The following is a 21,187-nucleotide window of genomic DNA, read 5'->3' on the forward strand; positions in this document are numbered from 1 at the left end:
CGCAGATCGGTGCTTTCGCGCTGGAGTCGGAACGCATATTCACGGATGATAGGCCCTTTCAAGCGCCGGCGTGGCCGAGCGTTCTTCATAATGACCGAGTATTTTTTCACTGTGGTAAGCCTTGTGGCCGCCACCTGGACGGAACGATGACTGCTCTGCGCCTCCCTATTCTCTGGCTCGCCGGTCTGCTTGGCCTGGCGGGCTGCAGCGTCAATCAACCGGTGTCGCTGTATCAACTCGACAGTGGGACCCCGGCCCAGCCTGCGCAAAGCACAGGTATGGCTGTGTTGCTGGGTCCTGTGTTGATCGCTGATTACCTGCAACGCGAAACCTTGCTGCAACGCCAACCCGATGGCAGCCTGCAGGCCGCCACCGACGGTCGCTGGGCCGGAAGTCTTTCCTCGGACATCGACCAGTTGCTGCTGCGTCAGGTAGCCGGGCATCTGGACAGTCAGCGCGTCGTTCTGGCACCAGCTACCCAGGGCTTCACCCCGGATGTCCAGGTGCTGCTGTCAATTACCCGCCTGGACTCAGGCAAGTCGCAACCGGCAGTGCTCGACGCTCAATGGCGGTTGATCGACCGTCGCGGCAAGGTCCGCGAGAACCGTATCGTTCATTTGCAGGAGCAGCATGCCGGTACGACCGCTGCCCAGGTCCAGGCTCAAGGCGTTCTGGTACAACGCCTGGCCGAGCAGCTATCGACGGCGCTCAAGCCTTTGGCCAACCAGCCTCCGATCGTCGAAGCGCCAACGCGCAAGCCAGCTCCGACCCAGGCCAAGCCTGTCGAGCCGGAGAAGTCCCCGAAGATTCCGATGGCCTTGCCGATTCGTACGGATATGGAAGTGTTCAGGTTCTGAGGATTGGACTGGATACATGACAAAGCCCGCGTTGAAGCGGGCTTTGTTGTTTCTGGGTGGTGGATTTCTGATGTCTGTGCCGGCTCTTCGCGAGCAAGCCCGCTCCCACAGAGATCTCCAGTGGACGCGGATTCTGTAACCCCCTTGGATCCCTTGTGGGAGCGAGCCTGCTCGCGATTGGGAGGCCGCAGACAACAAAAAAGCCCGCAGGCAATCACTCATCTGCGGGCTTCGTCGTACCAGCTACTGGATCAGGCCTGGCGCTCGTGCATCCGCGCCAGTTGCCGCTCCAGCAAGGACGGATAGGGTTCCATCAGCCGTTCCACGCAGCAGGCGCCTTCAGGGCTGGCGATAGGACGGATACGGGTGCGCTGGCGGATCAGGGCGTCGTCGTTGATCTTGCGCTCCACCAGCAGCAGGTTGCGGCTGTGCTGTGACAAGGCCAGGGCATCCTGGGCTGTTTCGGTCAGCAACAGATCAATCTGGCTCAGGCCGAACAGCCCCTCGCCCAAAGTCAGGCCCAATTGCAGTTGCAGGGTGATACCACTGTCGGCCACTTCGATCTGCAACTGATGACCCAGCGCCCGCAGCAGTTCTCCGCAGCAGATGGCGTTGGTCAGATAGTCGTCGCCGCTGTCTTCGGTGTGGAACAGCATCAGGGTGCTGCCATCGTTCAGGGTGTGCAACTCACCCTGGTAAAGCGAGGCGGCCTGGTCGAGGCAATCGCGATAGCGTTCGAGCAGTTCTTTCAGGCGCGCCTGGGGCAGGCGGCGCAACTGGTCCTGGGCGCCCAATTGCACGGCCAGTACGGCGCTGTGCTGTGGCTGGTTCGAGGCCACGGCCCGGGCGGCCGGTCGCGGTTCCCCGGCAATCGATTCGTCCCGCAAATCGGCGAAGGCGTCGTCCTCGTCGTCCTCAACCGTGCGCACCACGTGGCGTGGGGCAGCCTTGGCCGCAGGCATTGGCGGGCTTTCGTCGAAGCCGGGATCGCGCAGGTTGCGTACTTCGAAACCGGGCTCGTCATCGTCGAGGTCGATCTCTTCAGGCTCCGGTACGGGCTCGGGCTCCGGTGCGAAGCTGGCGTGCAGCTGTCGGGCGAGGTCGCCGATTTCGTCCTGGCGTTGGGTGGCCGGCGTATGTTCGTCGATGTCCCGCAGCCAGAGGCGCAATTGCAATAACGGCGTGGAAAGGTGCCGTCCCAGGCGCAGGCTCAAGGCCAAGGCCAGGGCCAACAGTATCGCGCTGAGAATGCCCATGCTTTGGAGACTGATGGTCATTGGTTGCTGGAACTGGTCCATGTCCAGGCTGATGCGCAGTTGCCCGGCGGTCACGTCCTGGAAGGTGATCTTGCTCTGGTACATGCCACCGGACTCGCCCAGCAGGCCCGGCTTGGGACGCTGGCCGGCTTCGGCGAGGATGCGGTTGTCCACGCTGTAGATGGCGGCGTGGGCCACCAATTTGTTCTTGGTCAGGTTGTTGAGCAGCACATTGAGGCTGAGGATGTCATTGGACACCAGCAACTCGGTAGCGGACGTGGCGGTCTGGGTGGTCAGGCTCTCACCCAGGGCGTCGGCCTGTTCGTGCATCGCCTGCTTGAACTGCAAGCCCATCACGCAGGCATAGATGACCAGGGCCAGGGCGACCAGGATCACGTTATGGCTGGCGATGCGCAATGCGATCGGCACGCGACGGTGGCGCAGTGCACGGAAGATCAGCAGGAAGAAATTGTCGGTCTTGACTGGCGTGGGCCGGTTCACTGAGCTCGGCTCTTTGTCCGTGAAATTGACGCGCAGTATAGCGACAGGCCCATGACCGGCAAAGCACTGGCGGTGCCCGATGGTCACCGAAAGTGGGTAGAATGCGGTTTTTTTCCACCTGCGGGGGTGCGCCTTGCGCGAAATCGTCCTGATAAACATCACTGGCAGCGACCGTCCGGGTCTGACTGCGGCCATTACCGGCGTCCTGGCCCAAGGTGGTGTAAACATTCTCGACATCGGCCAGGCGGTGATTCACGACACGCTATCTTTTGGCATCCTGGTTGAAATCCCGGACGCCGAACAGGGCAAGTCGGTGCTCAAGGACATCCTGTTCACCGCTTACAAACTCGACCAACAGGTGCGTTTCACGCCGGTATCCGAAGCGGATTACCAGCATTGGGTCGCGGGCCAGGGCAAGCAGCGTCACATCGTCACCCTGCTGACTCGCAAGGTCACCGCCGAGCAATTGCAACGTGTCAGTGCGATCACCGCCAAATATGGCCTGAACATCGACCACATCGACCGACTGTCCGGGCGGATGCCGCTGGACACCCCGGCCGACAGGGGCAAGGGGTGCATCGAGTTTTCCGTGCGCGGCGAGCCGGCCGATCCCCAGGCGCTGCGTGCCGAGTTCCTCAGCGTTGCTCAGGAGCTGAACGTCGATATCGCCTTCCAGGAAGATTCGCTGTTCCGTCGCAATCGCCGCCTGGCGGTGTTCGACATGGATTCGACCTTGATCGAGGCCGAGGTCATCGATGAACTGGCGAAAGCGGCCGGCGTGGGCGACAAGGTGTCGGCCATCACCGAGCGAGCCATGGCCGGTGAGCTGGATTTCCGTGCCAGCTTCAAGGAGCGCCTGGCGTTGCTGCAAGGTCTGGACGTCAGCGTGTTGGACTCCATCGGTGCGTCACTGCGCTTGACCGAAGGCGCCGAGACCCTGTTCGCCGAGCTCAAGCGCCTGGGCTACAAGACAGCGATTCTGTCCGGTGGCTTCACCTATTTCGCCAGGCAGTTGCAGGCCAAGCTTGGCATCGACTACGTGTTCGCCAACGAGCTTGAAGTGGTGGACGGCAAGGTGACCGGCGTGGCTGTGGAGCCGATCGTCGATGCCCAGCGCAAGGCGGACCTGCTGCGCGAACTGGCTGAGAAAGAAGGCCTGCGCCTTGAGCAGACCATCGCCGTGGGCGACGGTGCCAACGATTTGCCGATGCTGGCGATTGCGGGCCTGGGTGTGGCGTTCCGCGCCAAGCCGCTGGTCAAGCAGTCGGCCCGGCAGGCGATCTCGACCCTGGGGCTGGATGGGGTGTTGTATCTGCTGGGCTTCAGGGATCGCGACGGGCAGCTCTAACCGCCCTGCGCATTCCCGTGGGCGAGGGAACAAACTCCCTCGCCACGGGGTATGTGTTCAAGCCTAAAGCGATTTCCACAACGAATCGAAATCCCCCTCGGAGTCACCCTTCCCGGTGGGCTCCGAATCCTCCTGGTGATAGGCGAACTGGTTGAAGCTATGGGTGCTGGTTACCCGGCGGTCCAGTCCGGCCCGGTGTTCCTGGCCATTGGTATTGATCACCACCTTTTGCCCTTCCTGGAAGGGCAGGCGTGGGGCGATCATGGTGGGTGGCAGGTCGATGGCGCTGATCTCCGGCAGCAGCAGGCCCCGTAAATAATGACCTTGCTCATCCGGCTCCCGAACCAGCTGCAAGCCGCAAGGCTGGGCATAGGGTGCGACCAATTCGATGCCCATTTGCATGGCGCCGTTGCGCACCTGGCGGATCCAGCGCACCACGGCAATGCTCCAGGCCTGATCGTTGGCGTCCCGGATGCCGACCATTTCCCCGGCTTGCAATTGTTCCGGTACTTCCTTCGGCCAACCGAGGCAGTAACCCCCGGGGCTATGGTTGATGATCGGCAGCTCGTAGGTTGGGAAATGGTGCCGGTGGTCCGAGCCGCTGCCATCTTCGTCGGACGGGTTGGCCGGATACTCGATTTCTTCGTAGGGCAACAGGTCGCTGTCCCCGGCGGGCGCGGCGTCGAAGGCCTGTTTCCAGGTGTCGTTGGTCTTGCTTGTGGACGCTTCGAATCGGGCCTTGCGTGTGGTGGGGCTCTTTAGAATTTCGCTGAAAGAGCGTTCGCCGCCGAGGTAGTAATGCAGCGCGCTCATGCCCACGCACAATGTCAGCGTGCCATTGCCCTCGGTACGCTGGAAGCTGCGCTCGACGGCCTCGCCCCAGGCCGCCTGCAGGTGTTGCAAGGTATCGGCACTCATTCCGCCAGGTACCGGCAAGGTGTGGTCGGCAGGTTGCTGCAGATGGAGGGCGATGGCGCGTACCAGCGGTTGAGGATCGAACCCCAGCAGGCCTGGCTGTTGCTCGGCCCTGAATTTGGAGCGGTAGCGAGGCCCGACATCGAGTTCCGGTGCGACGGCAAACAAACTGGAGGCCGAGTTGGCCGGGTCCAGCTTGATCGACTGGCTCCACGTTTCAAGCACTTCGGCCAATCGGGCTATCTGACCCTGGCGCAGCTGATTGCTGCGTGATGCGCCCAACAGCAGGGCAACAACATAACTTTGCTCCGGACTCAGTTGCTGGACCTGACTGGCCAGCTCGTCGCTGACGCCCTGATGCTGCAACCGATGCTGGCAGGCGATCCGGTACAACTGGTGCAAGTCGAGCCATAACCCTTCAGGCACCGGGCTGTACAGCTCGGTGGCGCGCATCAGCGGGCCGTTAAGGGCATGTATCGCACGTTGCAGTGCGGTGCTCAGCAGGCGGGCGCGGTCCTTGGTGAATTTCGGTGCGATGCGCGCCACGATCTGTTTGTAGCCCATCGCCAGATGACTTTGCAGGGCCTGGCACAGGTTGACGATTTTGCGCGAACGGTCGTCCAGCACGATAGCTTGCTGCAGGAAGTGCCGCTCCAGGTGCTTGCAGACGTAATACACCTCGGGGCGCAGCAATTCGAGCAACTGCAGGCGGTTTTCGCTGGGTGTGAGCATCAGGTTGAGTTCGCCGATGGCCTGGTATAGCAGGCGGGCCGTTTCGCCGATATTGGCCTTGGGCAGGTTGGCGATCCAGCGTTTGAGGTCGCGCGGTGTGGCATCGCAGAACGACAGGCGTGATTGCGTCGGGGTCAAGACGCGCAATAGCTGGAGAGGGCGGGTCTCATTCATGCCGTGGACGGGCTCCGGCTGAAAACGAAAAGGATGCCTTCAACTCTAGCAGGTGTGGCCGAAAGAGGTGCTCGATCTGTACTGGATAGACCTGTGGGAGCGATCAGGCTCGCCCCCCACAGGGTGGTCGGTGACTCAGGCCTTGGGCAAAGCCAGGCCTTGGCCCATCCGCACCGGCGAACCGGCCACCAGCTCCTCGGCCCATTTCACCTGGCCCGGTCCGAACAGGACGATGGCAGTGGAACCCAGCTTGAAGCGGCCCAGTTCGGCACCTTTTTCCAGATGGATCGGCGCACGGGCGGCTTCGTCGTAGCGGAAGGTCTTGAGCTCGCGCTTGGGGGGCGTGACCAGACCGGCCCAGACGGTTTCGATGGACGCCACGATCATCGCGCCCACCAGCACCACGGCCATGGGGCCGCGCTCGGTGTCGAAGATGCAGGCTACGCGTTCGTTACGGGCGAACAGTTCCGGAACGTTTTCGGCGGTGGTCTGGTTGACCGAAAAGATCCGCCCCGGAATGTAGACCATCTCCCGCAGCGTGCCGGCCAGCGGCATGTGCACGCGGTGATAATCCTTGGGTGACAGGTAGATAGTGGCGAAATCGCCGCCCATGAACGGCGCTGCATTGGCCGAGTCGCCGCCCAGCAGTTCCAGCACGCTGAAGCTGTGGCCCTTGGCCTGGAACACCCGACCGTGCTCGATCGGGCCGAGCTGGCTGACGGCGCCGTCGGCGGGGCTGAGGATCGCGCCAGGCGTTTCGTCCAGCGGGCGGGCGCCGTCCTTCAGGGCGCGGGTGAAGAAGGCGTTGAAATGCTCGTACGCAGTCAGGTCCTCCACCAGGGCTTGGGACATGTCCACTTGATAGCGCTTGGCGAACCACGCGGTGAATGCGTTCTTGAACCAGCGCACGCGGCATTCGGCGATGCAGCCGGCCAGCCGCGACAGCAGGTGGTGAGGCAGCAGGTACTGGGTGAGGATAAACAAGCGGTTTTTCATTAATCGTCCTTTTTGGGAACCTTCAAAGCTCGATAGGGGTATCGGGGTGGTTGCCCCATTCGCCCCAGGAGCCGGCATAGCCTTTGACCCGTGGGTAGCCGAGCGCCTTGGCCACCAGATAGGTGAAGCCGGAGCGGTGGTGAGTCTGGCAATGGGTGATGATTTCTTTGTCCGGTGTGATACCCAGGCGCTCGAGGATCTGGGGCATGTCCCGGCGGATACGCAGGTTGCGTGCCGAGTCCATGCCAGCGGTCCATTCGAAATTGATCGCGCCCGGGATGTGTCCGCCTCTGGCCGCCACGACTTTTTCCCCGGTGTATTCCAGCGGGCCGCGTGCGTCCCAGATCGCCAGGTCGGCGGCGCCGAGACGGCTCTGCAAATATTCGCGGGTGGCGGTGGGCTCGTCGTGCAGCGTGAGCGCCACCGGGCCGCCAGCGCTGGCCGGTACTTCGGTGGTCACCGGCAGGCCTTCGTCCAGCCACGACAGCAGGCCGCCGTCGAGGTAGTGATAGTTCGAGTGGCCGATGACATCCAGCAGCCAGATAAAACGCCCGGCCCAGCCGCCGCCTTCGTCGTCATAGACCACGTAGACCGCATCCGGGTTGTGCCCGAGCTCGCCAAACAGCGTTTCGAGATCGGCCTTTGCCGGCAACAGGCCTGGCGCCGGGGGCTGGCCCAGTTGCGTACGCTTGGGATCGACAAAGCGCGCGCCGGGAATGTGGCCGGTGCTGTAGCGGGCGACGCTGGTCAGGTCCACCAGAATCAGTTCGCGGGCGTCGAGGCGCGCAAGCAGGTCGCTCGGTTCGATCACCAGCGGCAAGCCAGAGAAGTCAGGCATGTGAGGTCTCCTGGAGCGCAAAGGGAAAGGATTGTACCAAGTTCAACGGCCGCGGTTGGTAAAGGTATGCAGGGCCCGCTCGATACATTGCACGGTTTTGCCGAAGGCCTGGACTGTCACGTCCGAAAACGGTCCGCCGCCCTGGTCCACGACCACCAGCATGATGACCCGGCCATTGCAGGTCAGTGAGCGCAACAGCAGGTGCTCGCCCTTGAACAGGCCGCGCAGGACCGGCGGCAACAGTGCCGAAAACTGGGCGTTGTTTTCAGGGTTCAGGCGAACCTGTGCCTGTTGTGCCAGCAGCCGCTGTAAGACCTTGCTCTGGCCGATGGGAAAACTCATGGACGTTGCCTCGCTGGGCAGGCCGGCGGTCTGGTGTACCCGCACATTGGTCTGGCTGCGGTCGGCCATCAGGATCATCACCCGGCGCATGCCGCACGCCGCCAGGGCGTCGCGGGCGGCGGTGGTCAGGTGCATGGCGTTGCTGAAGGGGCTCGGTTCCACCAGCAAGGCGGTGCATTGTTGGCGCCACCGGGCCAGGTCGACGGTGCTGGAGGGGGAAGTCGACGATCGTCCGGAGGGGATGCGGCGGCTGCCGGGGGGCCAGATCAGGGCCGCCGCCGGGTGCCAGAGGTCTGGCATGCTGTGCTGACGGGCGCTGATGGCTGCTTGTTGGTGCAGTTGCTGCTGGATCTCCTCAACAGGAATTTGCAGGTACAAGCCTGTGAGGTATTGCCAGCGTGCGCTGTGGGCGTCGTCCCAGGCATGGTGCGCCGAAAGCGCCAGGCCATTAGCCAGCAGCACGGTGTTGGCCGGTTGATTGAGCCAGCGCCGCAGGGTCGGGTCATCGTCCAGGCGATTTTGCTGACGCAGTGGATGTTCGCTGTCCCGGGCGATGCGCAAGACTTTCACCAGCTCGTGACGTTCGTTGAGCAGCAACCGATAACCCTGTGCTACCCAGATCGGAAGGCGCCAGGCTTCTACCATCGCCAGGCAGATGTTCAACAGGCCGACGCCGAACAGCTCGCGCTCTACCTCGCTGGCCTGCTGGCCCTGATGGAGAACCCGCTGCTCCCATTCCCCCAGCAGGCGCGGATGCGTCAGCGCCATGGGCCAGAGTGGCGAGAGGAACAACAGGCTGCCCCAGTGAATGTCCTGCCACAGCCGCGCCAGGCGACTGGCGAAAAAACCATTGGCTTGTTGGGTGGCGTGTTGGCTTATCAATTGCAGTTGGCGCAGCGCGACGGGAATTTCTCTCTCAGGCAGCGAGGGCAGGCGTACCAGCAGCTCCTCGGTGCGCTTGAGGCCGAGACGGTTGATGGCCACTTCCAGATTTTCCGCGGGCTCGGCGAGGTTGCCATGGGTGTGATGGTTGGCTTCGCGGATGACGCTCAGGGCGAGGGCGGGGCTGTCCTGCATCAGCTCGGCGATATCGCGCAACGAGCGGTTGCTGTCGGCGACGGCCTTGCAGACCAGGTCGTGACTGGCCTGCGGCACCGGCAGATGGACGCCCGCGAGCAGCTTTACCCAGCCTTCGAGCGTGGTCGGTCGCGGAGTTGGAACTTTCGTTTCGTTAGCCATGGCTGGACGTGATCATCCCATGCTGCAACAGGGCAAAATTGGCTTTTCGCCAGAACTGGCTATAGTCTGGCGCAGTTTTGCCGATAAGGAGAAGAAGAGATTTTCCAGCTTCCGAATATGACCTTGAACCCGACTTAAATAAGTACTTTCTATCTATGGCTAAAATTATCGGCATCATTGTCGTGTTCGCGAGCGTGCTCGGCGGATACGTGCTCTCCCATGGCAAGATTGCCGCCCTGATCCAGCCCTTCGAGGTGCTGATCATCGGTGGTGCGGCCCTTGGCGCATTTTTGCAGGCCAACCCCGGCTACATGACCATGCACGTGCTCAAGAAATCCCTGAGCATGTTCGGTTCGCGCTTCAGTCACACTTTCTATCTGGAAGTGCTGGGCCTGATCTACGAGATCCTCAACAAGAGCCGCCGCGAAGGCATGATGGCGATCGAAGGCGACATCGAAGACGCCGCCGCCAGCCCGATCTTCGCCAAGTATCCCTCCGTGCTCAAGGACGCCCGGATGACGGCGTTCATCTGTGACTACCTGCGCATCATGTCGTCCGGCAACATGGCTCCCCATGAGCTGGAAGGCCTGTTCGACATGGAACTGTACAGTCTCAAGGAAGACCTGGAGCACCCGTCCCACGCCGTCAACGGTATCGCCGACGGTATGCCCGGCTTCGGTATCGTCGCTGCGGTATTGGGCATCGTGGTGACCATGGCCTCCCTGGGCGATGGCGACCAGAAGTCCATCGGCCTGCACGTGGGTGCGGCGCTGGTCGGTACCTTCTTCGGTATCCTGGCTGCCTACGGGTTCTTCGGCCCGTTGGCTCATTCCCTGGCCCACGATGCCAAGGAAGAGCTCAACGTCTATGAAGCCATCAAGGCGTCCCTGGTGGCCTCGGCCTCGGGCATGCCGCCATCGTTGGCGGTGGAGTTCGGTCGCAAGGTCCTGTATCCGGCGCACCGTCCAAGCTTCGCCGAGCTGGAACAAGCGGTTCGCGGTCGTTAAGTTATGGAAAATAACCAGCCGATCATCGTAAAACGCGTCAAGCGCATCGCCGGGGGGCATCACGGCGGCGCCTGGAAAATCGCGTTCGCCGACTTCGCGACGGCGATGATGGCGTTCTTCCTGGTGCTGTGGCTGCTGTCCACCGCGACTCCGGAACAGAAGATCGCCATCGCCGGCTACTTCAAGGACCCGGTCGGTTTTTCCGAAAGCGGCACGCCGTACATCATTGACCTGGGCGGTTCTCCGGTCCTGGCGCCGGAAAACACCCTCAACCCCGAAGTCAAATCCCAGCCTCAGCCCGACAAGGCAACGGTCGATGCCAATGAGGCCGAAGGCATGGCCGAGCAGGTCGAGCGCGAGCGTCTGGAGCTGCTTCTCCAGGAATTGCAGAACAAGGTCGAGGAGAACCCCCAGCTACAGAAGTTCAAGGACCAGATCCTGTTCGAGATCACGCCGAACGGCTTGCGCATCCAGATCATGGACGCCGAGAACCGGCCGATGTTCGACTCCGGCAGCGCGCGCCTGAAGCCTTATTTCGAGGACATCCTGCTGGCCATGGCCGACACTATCAAGGCGGTGCCGAACAAGATCAGCATCAGCGGCCATACCGATGCCACGCCTTATATCGGCAAGGGCGACTTCGGTAACTGGGAGTTGTCTGCCAACCGCGCCAACGCGGCCCGTCGTGCGCTGGTGGCTGGCAGTTATCCGGACGAGCAGGTGGCGCGGGTGGTCGGTTATGCCTCGTCGGCGTTGTTCGACCGCAAGGACCCCTTCAACCCGGTGAACCGGCGTATCGACATCGTGGTGCTGACCAAGAAGGCCCAGCAGGCCATCGAAGGCTCCCAGACCGATGAACCGTCGTCAGATCCTGCCCAGGGGCAGGGCGCCCCAGGCGAGGCGCCACCGGCCGCGACGCCGGGTGCGGCGGTTGATCCGAACGCCTTGCCGGCAGATCAGCAGCCGGTACCGGCCCATGAACTGCGCGAGCGTCTGAACCTGTTCGAGGATGCCGCGCCGAAGCCGGCCGCAGCGCCCGCGCAGTGAGCCCAAATAAAAAAGCCGCGATTATTCGCGGCTTTTTTATGGGTGCCCGCCACAGAAAGGCATCCTGCCGGGTCAGTAGCTGCTTTCCGGCAAACTGGCAATGATCGAGCGATAGCTGTTCATCCGCTGCTGCTGCACCCGACCTTCTTCCAATGCCTTGAGCAGGGCGCAACCCGGCTCGCGGTCGTGTTTGCAGTCGCGGAATCGGCAAGTGCCGATCAGGTCATTGAACTCGATGAACCCGGCCTCTACGTCAGCCCGGCTGACATGACCCAGGCCGAATTCGCGAATGCCCGGCGAGTCGATCAGCTCACCACCGCCTGGGAAGTGGAACAGGCGCGCGGTGGTGGTGGTGTGGGTGCCCTGGCCGGACAGTTCGGACAACGGCCCGACACGGGTTTCAACGTCTGGCAGCAGGCTGTTGACCAATGAAGACTTGCCGACACCCGACTGGCCGACGAACACGCTGATGCGCCCGTCCAGTTGCCGTTGCAATTGTTCCATGCCGTTGCCGTGGTGGGCCGAGACCTCCAGTACCGGGTAGCCCAATTGGCGATAGACCGCCAGCAAGGCGTTCAATGCCGGGGCGTTGTGCTCATCGATCAGGTCGAATTTATTGAGCAGCAACAGCGGGCGGATGCCAGCGTGTTCGGCCGCTACCAGGTAACGGTCGATCAGGTTGGCATGGGGTTCGGGCATTGGGGCGAACACGATCACAATCATGTCGACGTTGGCTGCCACCGGCTTGAGCTGGCCGCGGCTGTCGGGACGGCACAGTTCGGTATGGCGCGGCAATTGGGCCACGATCACACCGATACCCTGGTTGCCGGCCCGCCAGACCACCTGATCGCCCGTCACCAGGGCCGGCAGGTTGGCTCGCAGGTGGCAGCGGAACACTTGTCCGGCCAGTTCGCCTTCCTGGGCCTCGACCTCGACTTGTACACCGAAGTGGGCGATCACCAGCCCGGTCTGTTCCGGGCCCAGATCGCCGCCTTCCAGCGCCTGCACCGCGCTGGATTCACGTTTGGCGGCGCGGGCTGCGCGCTCGCCCTGGATCTTTTCGATGCGCCAGTTCTGGCGGCGATTGAGTTGGCGTTTGGCCATGGGTGTTCCGTATCGAAGAATGCAGCTATTGGATAAAACGGCGGCGAGTTTAGCACGCCCAATGGCCTGCCTAGGCTAAACTGCGCAGCTACGCCGAGGAGCCCCCCATGCAAAATCCGCAAAACCTGATCTGGATCGACCTGGAAATGACGGGTCTGAATCCTGATACCGACGTCATCATCGAAATGGCCACTATCGTCACCGACAGTGATCTCAACACCCTGGCCGAAGGTCCGGTGATCGCGATCCACCACAGCGATGAAGTCCTGGCCCGCATGGATGAATGGAACACTCGCCAGCACGGTGGTTCGGGCCTGACCCAACGGGTGCGCGACAGCAAGATCAGCATGGCCGAGGCTGAAGCCCAGACCATCGCCTTCCTTGAGCAGTGGGTGCCCAGAGGCAAGTCGCCGATCTGCGGCAACAGCATCTGCCAGGACCGTCGCTTCCTCTATACCCATATGAAGTCCCTGGAAAGCTACTTCCATTACCGCAATCTGGACGTTTCCACCCTCAAGGAACTGGCCGCCCGCTGGGCGCCACAGGTGCGCGACAGCTTCCAGAAAGGCGGCAGTCACCTGGCACTGGACGACATCCGTGAGTCCATCGCCGAGTTGCAGCATTACCGCAAGCATTTCATCAAGTTCTAAACAGCACCCCAGTGACTGGCGAGATTGCTTTTGTGGCGAGGGAGCTGTCTGGATCAAGGACAGGGGGTTCAGGTAGAGGCCGTTGCCTTGCCCTCTTTTGGTGCTGGCGCTAAATGGCTAGACTGCGCGCCTTCCTGCCAGGACCGCCGCCATGTTGCTGATGCTTTATCTGATCGCCATCACCGCCGAAGCCATGACCGGCGCCCTGTCCGCCGGGCGGCGTGGCATGGACTGGTTTGGCGTGGTGTTGATCGCTTGTATCACGGCCCTGGGTGGCGGCTCGGTGCGCGACGTTTTGCTGGGCCATTACCCGCTCACCTGGGTCAAGCATCCGGAATACCTGGTGCTGACCACCGCGGCGGCGATGCTGACGGTGTTCCTGGCGCGCTGGATGCGTCATCTGCGCTCGATGTTCCTGGTGCTCGACGCCGCGGGCCTGGTGGCGTTCACACTGATCGGTTGCATGACCGCCCTGGAAATGGGCCATGGCATGCTGGTGGCGTCTGTCAGCGGTGTGATCACTGGTGTATTCGGTGGCATCCTGCGGGACATTTTCTGTAACGATATTCCACTGATCTTTCGTCGCGAACTGTATGCCAGCGTTTCGTTTGCCGCGGCATGGTGCTACTTGCTGTGCGTGTACCTGCAATTGCCGAGCGAGCAGGCAATTCTCATCACGCTGTTCGGCGGGTTCCTGCTGCGGCTCCTGGCGATCCGCTTCCACTGGGAAATGCCGAAGTTCGTCTACAACGACGAGGTTTGATGCCCGTTGTGTTGACGCAGCGCCCATTCCACATGTTCACGTACCAGTGGCGAAGGATGATCGCGCCGCGCTTGCAGCGCCTGCAGTACCGGAATCGTTGAGGGTGCATTGCCCAGGCCCACCGCCAGATTGCGCAGCCAGCGCTCATAGCCTGCCCGGCGCAGCGGCGAGCCTTCGGTGCTCTTGAGGAAGGTGTCCTCGTCCCACAGGAACAGTTCGGCCAGCCCGGCGTTGTCCAGGTTGTGACGGGGCTTGAAGTCGCTCTCCCCGGACGGTCGGGCAAAGCGATTCCATGGACAAACGATCTGGCAGTCATCACAGCCAAACACCCGGTTGCCGATCAACGGACGCAGTTCTTCCGGGATAGCGTTCTTCAACTCGATCGTCAGGTAGGAAATGCAGCGGCGGGCATCCAGCTGGTAGGGGCCGACAAAGGCGTTCGTGGGGCAGATATCCAGACAGGCGGTGCATTTCCCGCAGTGTTCGGTGGCGTGCGGTGGATCGACCGGCAACGGCAGGTCGACGAACAACTCGCTCAGGAAGAAATAACTGCCAGCCTTGCGGTTCAGCACGAGGGTGTTCTTGCCGATCCAGCCGAGGCCGGCCTGTTCGGCGATGGCTTTTTCCAATACAGGGGCGCTGTCGACAAAGGCGCGGTAACCGAAAGGGCCGATGACCGCCTGGATTTTTTCTGCCAATTGTTGCACGCGTTTACGGATCAATTTGTGGTAATCGCGGCCCAACGCATAACGCGAGACGTAGGCTTTTTCCGGTTGGCCGAGCATATGCGCCATTTGCGTATCGCCCGGCAGGTAGTCCATGCGCAGGGATACTACGCGCAACGTGCCCGGCACCAGCTCCTCGGGGTGCGAGCGTTTGCTGCCATGGGCGCCCATATAGTCCATTTCGCCGTGGTAGCCGGCCTCGAGCCAGCGTTGCAAATGTTGCTCGTGCTCGGCGAGGTCCAGGCCGCTGATGCCGACCTGCTGGAAGCCCAGCTCGCGGCCCCAGTCCTTGATGGATTGGGCGAGGACGGAGAGATCTGTGGAAGTGGCAGGCATGTGGCGAGAGAAACCGGAGCTGAGATGCGTATAATTCTGCCAGACATCGGAGCCCGAAGACGCATGCCGCACATTAAAGATGATTTTCCCGACGCGCTGTACAGTGCCGCGCAGATCCGGGCCCTCGACGCACAGTTGATCGCGGCAGGTACCACCGGCTTCGAATTGATGCAGCGCGCCGCCCGTGCCACTTGGCGGGCGATCGTCCGGCGCTGGCCAAAGGCCGCTGAGCTGACCGTGATGACAGGCCATGGCAATAACGCCGGCGATGGATTTCTGGTGGCGACCCTGGCCCGCCGTGCCGGCTGGTCGGTGCGAGTGCTGACGGTAGGCGAGCCCCGTCGCCTGCAGGGCGACGCTGCCATTGCCCATGCCGAGGCCGTGGCGGTGGGCGTGCCGCTTGAGGCATGGACCGACGAATCCGAGTTGCGTGGCGTGCTGCTGGACGCCTTGCTCGGCACGGGCTTGAGTGGCGATGTGCGTGAGCCCTATGTGCGAGCAATCGACACGATCAACGTCAGTGGGCTGCCGGTCACCGCGGTCGATATCCCTTCCGGTCTGTGCAGCGACACCGGACGTGTGCTGGGTACGGCGGTCACGGCTGACCTGACGGTAACGTTCATTGGCCTGAAGCAGGGCCTGTTTACCGGCGATGCGGCGGACCGAGTCGGTGAGCTGGTCTTCGACGACCTGCACGCCGATCCGGATCTCGTTGAGTCGGCACCGTTCAGTGCACGATTGCTCTCACAAAAAAATCTCCCCCGTCTGACGCCTCGCGCACCCACTTCCCATAAAGGCTCGTTCGGTCACGTCCTGTTGATCGGCGGCGATCGAGGATTTGGCGGAGCGATCCTGATGAGCGCCGAAAGCGCCCTGCGTTGTGGCGCAGGGATGGTTTCCATGGCAACCCGCAGCGAGCATGTCTCGGCGGCGCTGACGCGTTTGCCGGAGGTCATGGCGCAGGGTACTCATTCGGCGAATCAGTTGATGGGCCTGTTGGAGCAGGCTGACGTGCTGGTGGTCGGACCTGGATTGGGACAAGCCGCCTGGGGGCGCAGTCTGTTGTCGGCGGTGGCCAATGCACCATTGCCACAAGTGTGGGACGCCGACGCGCTGAACCTGCTGAGCACCGGTGCTGTCCGCTTGCCCGAGCACTGCGTGATCACTCCGCATCCGGGGGAGGCGGCACGGCTGCTGGCGATTTCCACGGCCCAGGTGCAGGCCGACCGGCCGGCAGCGGCCCTGGCGTTGAGCAAGAAATACACCGCCACGGTGATCCTCAAGGGCGCCGGCAGCCTGATTGCCAGCCCGGACGGTCGCCTGGCCGTTTGCAGTCAGGGCCATCCGGCCATGGCCACCGCCGGCCTGGGGGACGTGCTGGCTGGCGTGGTCGGCGCCTTGCTGGCCCAAGGCATGGAAGGCTTCGAGGCCGCGTGCCTGGCGGTCTGGCTGCATGCCAATGCCGGTGCGCAAGCCGGCCGGTCGGGCCGAGGCCTGGCGGCGACCGATCTGATCCCGGCCATTCGTCAGTTGTTGGAGGAGCAATCACCTTGCCTGAAGTAACCCTGTATGTGGCTGACGAGCAAGCCATGGCGCAATTCGGTGCCCGCATTGCGCGTACTACGGCAGGCCACGGCCTGATTTTTCTCGAAGGCGACCTTGGCGCGGGCAAGACCACTCTGTCACGGGGCATCATTCGCGGCCTCGGGCATGTTGGCGCGGTAAAAAGTCCTACGTTCACACTGGTAGAGCCCTACGAAATCGGTGATATCCGCGCCTTCCATTTCGATTTGTATCGGTTGGTGGACCCTGAGGAGCTTGAGTTTCTCGGCATCCGTGATTATTTCGAAGACGATGCCTTGTGCCTGATCGAATGGCCCTGCAAGGGTGCAGGCTTTTTGCCAAAGCCTGACCTGACCATTACCATTGGCGCGCAGAATGGCGGGCGTTCGGTGAAACTGACCCCGCAAGGCTCGCGTGGCGAGTCGTGGTGTGCCGAGTTGGCACTGGAAACTAATTGATGATGGGGTTTGGTATGCGCTTTCGCGCGGTGGTTGCTGTCGTAGGACTGTTGCTTACGGCACTGGCCGTCGATGCTGTGGCTGAGACGAAGGTCAACAGCGTTCGCCTCTGGCGAGCGCCGGACAATACTCGGCTGGTGTTCGACCTGACGGGCCCGGTACAGCACAGCGTATTCACCCTGACCGCCCCGGATCGCCTGGTGATCGACATCAATGGCGCGTCCCTGGGCGCGCCGCTGAACGTGGCCACCGCCAACACACCGATTACCGCGATGCGTTCGGCGCAGCGCACGCCGACCGACCTGCGGGTGGTCATCGACCTGAAAAAAGCCGTGACCCCGAAAAGCTTTACCCTGGCCCCCAATGCCCAGTACGGCAACCGACTGGTGGTGGATCTGTTCGACAACCCGGCCGATGCCGCACCGCCGCCACCGCCCCCCTCCAATGTCGCCACGGTTCCAGCGGTACCGGTGACGCCTGCCGAACCGGCTATCAAGCTGCCACCGGCCCCGGCCGGAAAGCGTGACATCATTGTGGTAATCGACGCCGGCCACGGTGGCGAAGACCCGGGAGCCTCGGGCTCGCGTGGGCAGCGGGAAAAAGATGTGGTGCTGTCCATCGCTCGCGAACTGCAACGCCAGGTCAACGGCATGAAAGGCTTCCGCGCCGAATTGACCCGTACCGGCGACTACTTCATTCCATTGCGCGGCCGTACCGAGATCGCCCGCAAGAAGGGGGCCGACCTGTTCGTCTCCATTCATGCCGACGCTGCCCCTTCGGCGGCGGCGTTCGGGGCCTCGGTGTTCGCGCTGTCCGACCGTGGCGCCACCTCCGAGACTGCCCGCTGGCTGGCCGACAGCGAAAACCGTTCCGACCTGATTGGCGGTGCCGGCAACGTCAGCCTCGACGACAAGGACCGGATGCTTGCTGGCGTGTTGCTCGACCTGTCGATGACAGCCTCGCTGACGTCCAGCCTGAACGTCGGCCAGAAGGTCCTGAGCAACATCGGTCGTGTCACGCCGTTGCACAAGCAGCGCGTCGAGCAGGCTGGGTTCATGGTGCTCAAATCGCCGGACATCCCGTCGATCCTGGTGGAAACCGGTTTCATCTCCAACGCCAACGAAGCCTCCAAACTGACGTCTTCCAGTCATCAGCAGGCGCTGGCCCGGTCCATCAGCAGTGGCGTGCGGCAATTCTTCCAGCAGAATCCGCCGCCGGGCACCTACATCGCCTGGTTGCGTGATTCCGGCAAGATCGCCCAGGGCCCACGGGACCACCGGGTCACCCCTGGCGAAACCCTGGCGATGATCGCCGTTCGCTACCAGGTGTCGCCCGCGCTCTTGCGCAGCGCCAACAACCTCAAGAGCGACGAGCTCAAGATCGGCCAGACCCTGACCATCCCCGGCAATGAAGTGGCGGCCCAGCAATGAGTGATGAAGTGATTGGCGGCAACGCCCGCATCGAGCTGCTCAGCCCCCGGCTGGCGAACCAGATCGCCGCTGGCGAGGTCGTCGAGCGCCCGGCGTCGGTCATCAAGGAACTGCTGGAAAACAGCCTCGATTCCGGTGCCCGGCGTATCGATGTGGATGTCGAGCAGGGCGGCGTCAAGCTGCTGCGGGTGCGCGACGACGGCGGCGGTATTCCCGCCGATGACCTGCCGCTGGCACTGGCGCGTCACGCCACCAGCAAGATCCGCGACCTGGAAGACCTCGAACGCGTCATGAGCCTGGGGTTCCGTGGCGAGGCTCTGGCATCCATCAGTTCGGTGTCGCGCCTGACCCTCACCTCGCGCACCCGTGACGCCGACCAGGCATGGCAAGTCGAGACTGAAGGCCGGGACATGGCTTCCCGGGTCCAGCCCGCCGCCCACCCGGTGGGCACCTCGGTGGAAGTGCGCGACCTGTTCTTCAATACCCCGGCCCGACGCAAGTTCCTGAAGGCCGAGAAAACCGAATTCGATCACCTGCAAGAAGTCATCAAGCGCCTGGCCCTGGCGCGTTTCGACGTGGCCTTTCATCTGCGCCACAACGGCAAGACCATCCTCAGCCTGCATGAGGCTCGTGACGATGCAGCCCGCGCCCGGCGCGTGGCGGCGGTGTGCGGCTCGGGTTTCCTGGAGCAGGCATTGCCCATCGAGGTGGAGCGCAATGGCTTGCACCTGTGGGGCTGGGTCGGGTTGCCGACCTTCTCCCGCAGCCAGGCGGATTTGCAGTACTTCTATGTGAACGGCCGGGCCGTGCGCGACAAGCTGGTGGCTCACGCGGTACGCCAGGCTTATCGCGACGTGCTGTTCAATGGTCGGCATCCGACCTTCGTATTGTTCTTCGAGGTCGATCCGTCGGTGGTGGACGTCAACGTGCACCCGACCAAGCATGAAGTGCGCTTTCGCGATGGGCGCATGGTGCACGATTTTCTTTACGGCACCCTGCACCGTGCCTTGGGCGATGTGCGCCCGGAAGACCAGTTGGCTGCGCCGGCTGCGGTGGCGGGCATGGTTCGCCCGACCGGCCTGGAAGCTGGCGAGTTCGGTCCCCAGGGCGAGATGCGCCTGGCAGCCAATACCTTGCTGGAGCAACCTCAATCCCAACCGAACTACAGCTCGGCGGGTAGCGGCGCAGGCAGCGGCTATCAGTATCAATACACCCCGCGTCCACAATCGAACGTGCCGGTCGCCGAAGCCCAGGCGGCCTATCGGGAGTTTTTCAAACCCCTGCCTGAAACCGGCGCCGCGACGCTGCCCGATGGGCAGGGCGATGTTCCACCGCTGGGCTATGCCCTGGCGCAGCTCAAGGGTATCTATATTCTCTCGGAAAACGCTCAGGGCCTGGTCCTGGTGGACATGCACGCGGCCCACGAGCGGATCATGTATGAGCGGCTGAAGGTCGCCATGGCCAGCGAAGGCCTCAGCGGCCAGCCGTTGCTGGTGCCTGAATCCCTGGCCGTGAGCCAGCGCGAAGCCGATTGCGCCGAAGAGCATGTGAGCTGGTTCCAGCGCCTTGGCTTCGAATTGCAGCGCCTGGGCCCGGAAACCCTGGCGATCAGACAGATCCCTGCGTTGCTCAAGCAGGCCGAGGCCAATCGCCTGGTCAGCGATGTGCTGGCGGACTTGATGGAGTACGGCACCAGCGACCGGATCCAGGCGCACCTGAACGAACTGCTCGGCACCATGGCCTGCCACGGCGCAATTCGCGCCAACCGGCGCCTGGCCCTGCCGGAAATGAACGGCCTGCTGCGGGACATGGAAAACACCGAGCGCAGCGGTCAATGCAACCATGGCCGGCCGACCTGGACCCAACTGGGCCTGGACGACCTGGACAAACTGTTTCTGCGCGGTCGTTGATGAGCCAGTTGCCACCCGCCATATTCCTGATGGGGCCGACCGCCGCCGGCAAGACCGACCTGGCCATCGAACTGACCAAGGTCTTGCCTTGCGAGTTGATCAGTGTCGATTCGGCGCTGGTCTACCGGGGCATGGACATCGGCACCGCCAAGCCATCGAAAGAACTGCTGGCCGAGTTCCCCCATCGGTTGATCGACATCCTCGACCCGGCCGAAGCCTACTCGGCCGCCGATTTCCGTCGCGACGCCCTCCAGGCCATGGCCGAGATCACCGCGCGGGGCAAGATCCCGTTGCTGGTGGGCGGCACGATGCTGTATTACAAAGCGCTGGTCGACGGGCTGGCCGACATGCCAGCGGCGGACCCCGAGGTGCGCGCACAGATCGAAGAAGAGGCTGAACGCCTTGGCTGGCAGGCGTTGCATGAGCAATTGGCGGCCATTGACCCGGTGTCGGCAGCCCGTATTCACCCCAACGATCCGCAGCGGCTCAGCCGGGCCTTGGAAGTTTATCGGGTCAGCGGCCAGAGCATGACCGCCCTGCGCCAGCGACAATCTGCGCAAAGTACTGAAGCAGCCGCTTCGGGACTGCAACAATTGCCCTATACTGTCGCGAGTCTGGCCATCGCTCCGGCGAACCGGCAAGTGCTGCATCGGCGAATTGAACAAAGATTCACATTAATGTTGGAACAGGGATTCATCGACGAGGTCGTAGCCCTGCGTGAGCGAAGTGACCTGCATGCCGGGTTGCCGTCTATACGTGCGGTGGGTTATCGACAAGTCTGGGATTACCTGGACGGCAAGCTGACGTCAGCCGAGATGCGGGAGCGTGGAATCATTGCCACGCGCCAGCTGGCCAAGCGCCAGTTCACCTGGTTGCGCAGTTGGACTGACCTGCATTGGCTCGACAGCCTCGATTGCGACAATCTGCCACGCGCCTTGAAATACCTCGGGACCATCTCCATATTGGGCTGAGTCCTTGCAATTGCCGTCTATCCTT

At 62.7% G+C, this 21,187-nt stretch carries 18 protein-coding genes; 11 read left to right on the plus strand and 7 right to left on the minus strand.

The window, feature by feature from the left end:
- The first annotated feature begins 146 nt into the window (after nt 1-146).
- Nucleotides 147-857: a PqiC family protein gene (locus tag LCU97_RS16470; RefSeq protein WP_053155677.1), complete on the plus strand. Its 711-nt coding sequence runs from the start codon at nt 147-149 to the stop codon at nt 855-857.
- Nucleotides 858-1,108: 251 nt separating this feature from the next.
- Here LCU97_RS16470 and LCU97_RS16475 read toward each other — a convergent pair whose 3' ends face one another.
- Nucleotides 1,109-2,614, minus strand: coding sequence for an AhpA/YtjB family protein (locus tag LCU97_RS16475; protein WP_232777197.1), 1,506 nt, complete (start codon nt 2,612-2,614; stop codon nt 1,109-1,111).
- 133 nt (nt 2,615-2,747) lie between these two features.
- On the opposite strand from LCU97_RS16475, the gene serB reads away from it, so the two are divergent.
- Nucleotides 2,748-3,962, plus strand: a complete 1,215-nt coding sequence (gene serB / locus LCU97_RS16480; RefSeq protein ID WP_053155674.1) for a phosphoserine phosphatase SerB — start codon at nt 2,748-2,750, stop codon at nt 3,960-3,962.
- A 63-nt stretch (nt 3,963-4,025) separates the two neighbouring features.
- On the opposite strand, the gene LCU97_RS16485 is transcribed toward serB, so the two are convergent.
- The 4 genes from LCU97_RS16485 to LCU97_RS16500 all read right to left on the minus strand — a co-directional run bounded on the left by LCU97_RS16485 (nt 4,026) and on the right by LCU97_RS16500 (nt 9,198).
- Complete coding sequence (locus LCU97_RS16485) at nt 4,026-5,783, minus strand: molecular chaperone (RefSeq protein ID WP_232777199.1); 1,758 nt, start codon at nt 5,781-5,783, stop codon at nt 4,026-4,028.
- Nucleotides 5,784-5,918: 135 nt separating this feature from the next.
- Entirely contained in the window at nt 5,919-6,779 is an 861-nt protein-coding gene (asd, locus tag LCU97_RS16490; protein WP_232777201.1) for an archaetidylserine decarboxylase, read from the minus strand.
- A 22-nt stretch (nt 6,780-6,801) separates the two neighbouring features.
- Entirely contained in the window at nt 6,802-7,617 is an 816-nt protein-coding gene (locus LCU97_RS16495) for a rhodanese-like domain-containing protein (RefSeq protein WP_053155667.1), read from the minus strand.
- A 42-nt stretch (nt 7,618-7,659) separates the two neighbouring features.
- Nucleotides 7,660-9,198, minus strand: a complete 1,539-nt coding sequence (locus LCU97_RS16500) for an HDOD domain-containing protein (RefSeq protein WP_232777203.1) — start codon at nt 9,196-9,198, stop codon at nt 7,660-7,662.
- A gap of 155 nt (nt 9,199-9,353) precedes the next feature.
- On the opposite strand from LCU97_RS16500, the gene motA reads away from it, so the two are divergent.
- Both motA and motB read left to right on the plus strand, forming a co-directional pair.
- Entirely contained in the window at nt 9,354-10,205 is an 852-nt protein-coding gene (gene motA, locus LCU97_RS16505) for a flagellar motor stator protein MotA (RefSeq protein ID WP_014336292.1), read from the plus strand.
- A 3-nt stretch (nt 10,206-10,208) separates the two neighbouring features.
- Nucleotides 10,209-11,252, plus strand: a complete 1,044-nt coding sequence (gene motB / locus LCU97_RS16510) for a flagellar motor protein MotB (protein ID WP_053155663.1) — start codon at nt 10,209-10,211, stop codon at nt 11,250-11,252.
- A gap of 72 nt (nt 11,253-11,324) precedes the next feature.
- Here motB and rsgA read toward each other — a convergent pair whose 3' ends face one another.
- Nucleotides 11,325-12,356, minus strand: coding sequence for a small ribosomal subunit biogenesis GTPase RsgA (gene rsgA, locus LCU97_RS16515; RefSeq protein WP_053155661.1), 1,032 nt, complete (start codon nt 12,354-12,356; stop codon nt 11,325-11,327).
- A 107-nt stretch (nt 12,357-12,463) separates the two neighbouring features.
- On the opposite strand from rsgA, the gene orn reads away from it, so the two are divergent.
- Nucleotides 12,464-13,006: an oligoribonuclease gene (gene orn / locus LCU97_RS16520; protein ID WP_053155659.1), complete on the plus strand. Its 543-nt coding sequence runs from the start codon at nt 12,464-12,466 to the stop codon at nt 13,004-13,006.
- Nucleotides 13,007-13,157: 151 nt separating this feature from the next.
- Nucleotides 13,158-13,769, plus strand: a complete 612-nt coding sequence (locus LCU97_RS16525) for a trimeric intracellular cation channel family protein (RefSeq protein ID WP_053155657.1) — start codon at nt 13,158-13,160, stop codon at nt 13,767-13,769.
- Here the strand turns inward: LCU97_RS16525 and queG are convergent.
- Nucleotides 13,751-14,830, minus strand: coding sequence for a tRNA epoxyqueuosine(34) reductase QueG (gene queG, locus LCU97_RS16530; RefSeq protein ID WP_053155655.1), 1,080 nt, complete (start codon nt 14,828-14,830; stop codon nt 13,751-13,753). The two genes, LCU97_RS16525 and queG, sit on opposite strands and share 19 nt — an antisense overlap.
- A gap of 63 nt (nt 14,831-14,893) precedes the next feature.
- Between queG and LCU97_RS16535 the strand changes: the two genes are divergently transcribed.
- Genes LCU97_RS16535 through miaA form a run of 5 tightly spaced genes read left to right on the plus strand, consistent with a single transcriptional unit; the run spans nt 14,894 to nt 21,162 of the window.
- Nucleotides 14,894-16,393 (plus strand): NAD(P)H-hydrate dehydratase, encoded by a 1,500-nt coding sequence (locus tag LCU97_RS16535; RefSeq protein WP_053155653.1) that lies wholly within the window; start codon nt 14,894-14,896, stop codon nt 16,391-16,393.
- Nucleotides 16,381-16,851, plus strand: coding sequence for a tRNA (adenosine(37)-N6)-threonylcarbamoyltransferase complex ATPase subunit type 1 TsaE (gene tsaE, locus LCU97_RS16540; protein ID WP_053155651.1), 471 nt, complete (start codon nt 16,381-16,383; stop codon nt 16,849-16,851). The genes LCU97_RS16535 and tsaE overlap by 13 nt, the downstream gene beginning before the upstream one ends.
- The gene (locus LCU97_RS16545; RefSeq protein WP_269802952.1) at nt 16,851-18,281 is read left to right on the plus strand and encodes an N-acetylmuramoyl-L-alanine amidase; all 1,431 of its coding nucleotides are present in this window, start codon (nt 16,851-16,853) and stop codon (nt 18,279-18,281) included. Before tsaE ends, LCU97_RS16545 begins: the two co-directional genes overlap by 1 nt.
- Entirely contained in the window at nt 18,278-20,191 is a 1,914-nt protein-coding gene (gene mutL / locus LCU97_RS16550; protein ID WP_053155647.1) for a DNA mismatch repair endonuclease MutL, read from the plus strand. Before LCU97_RS16545 ends, mutL begins: the two co-directional genes overlap by 4 nt.
- Nucleotides 20,191-21,162 (plus strand): tRNA (adenosine(37)-N6)-dimethylallyltransferase MiaA, encoded by a 972-nt coding sequence (gene miaA / locus LCU97_RS16555; protein ID WP_053155645.1) that lies wholly within the window; start codon nt 20,191-20,193, stop codon nt 21,160-21,162. The genes mutL and miaA overlap by 1 nt, the downstream gene beginning before the upstream one ends.
- Nucleotides 21,163-21,187 lie beyond the last annotated feature (25 nt).

This window comes from Pseudomonas uvaldensis (assembly GCF_021271205.1).
In the GTDB taxonomy this organism is placed as follows: Bacteria; Pseudomonadota; Gammaproteobacteria; order Pseudomonadales; family Pseudomonadaceae; genus Aquipseudomonas; species Aquipseudomonas uvaldensis.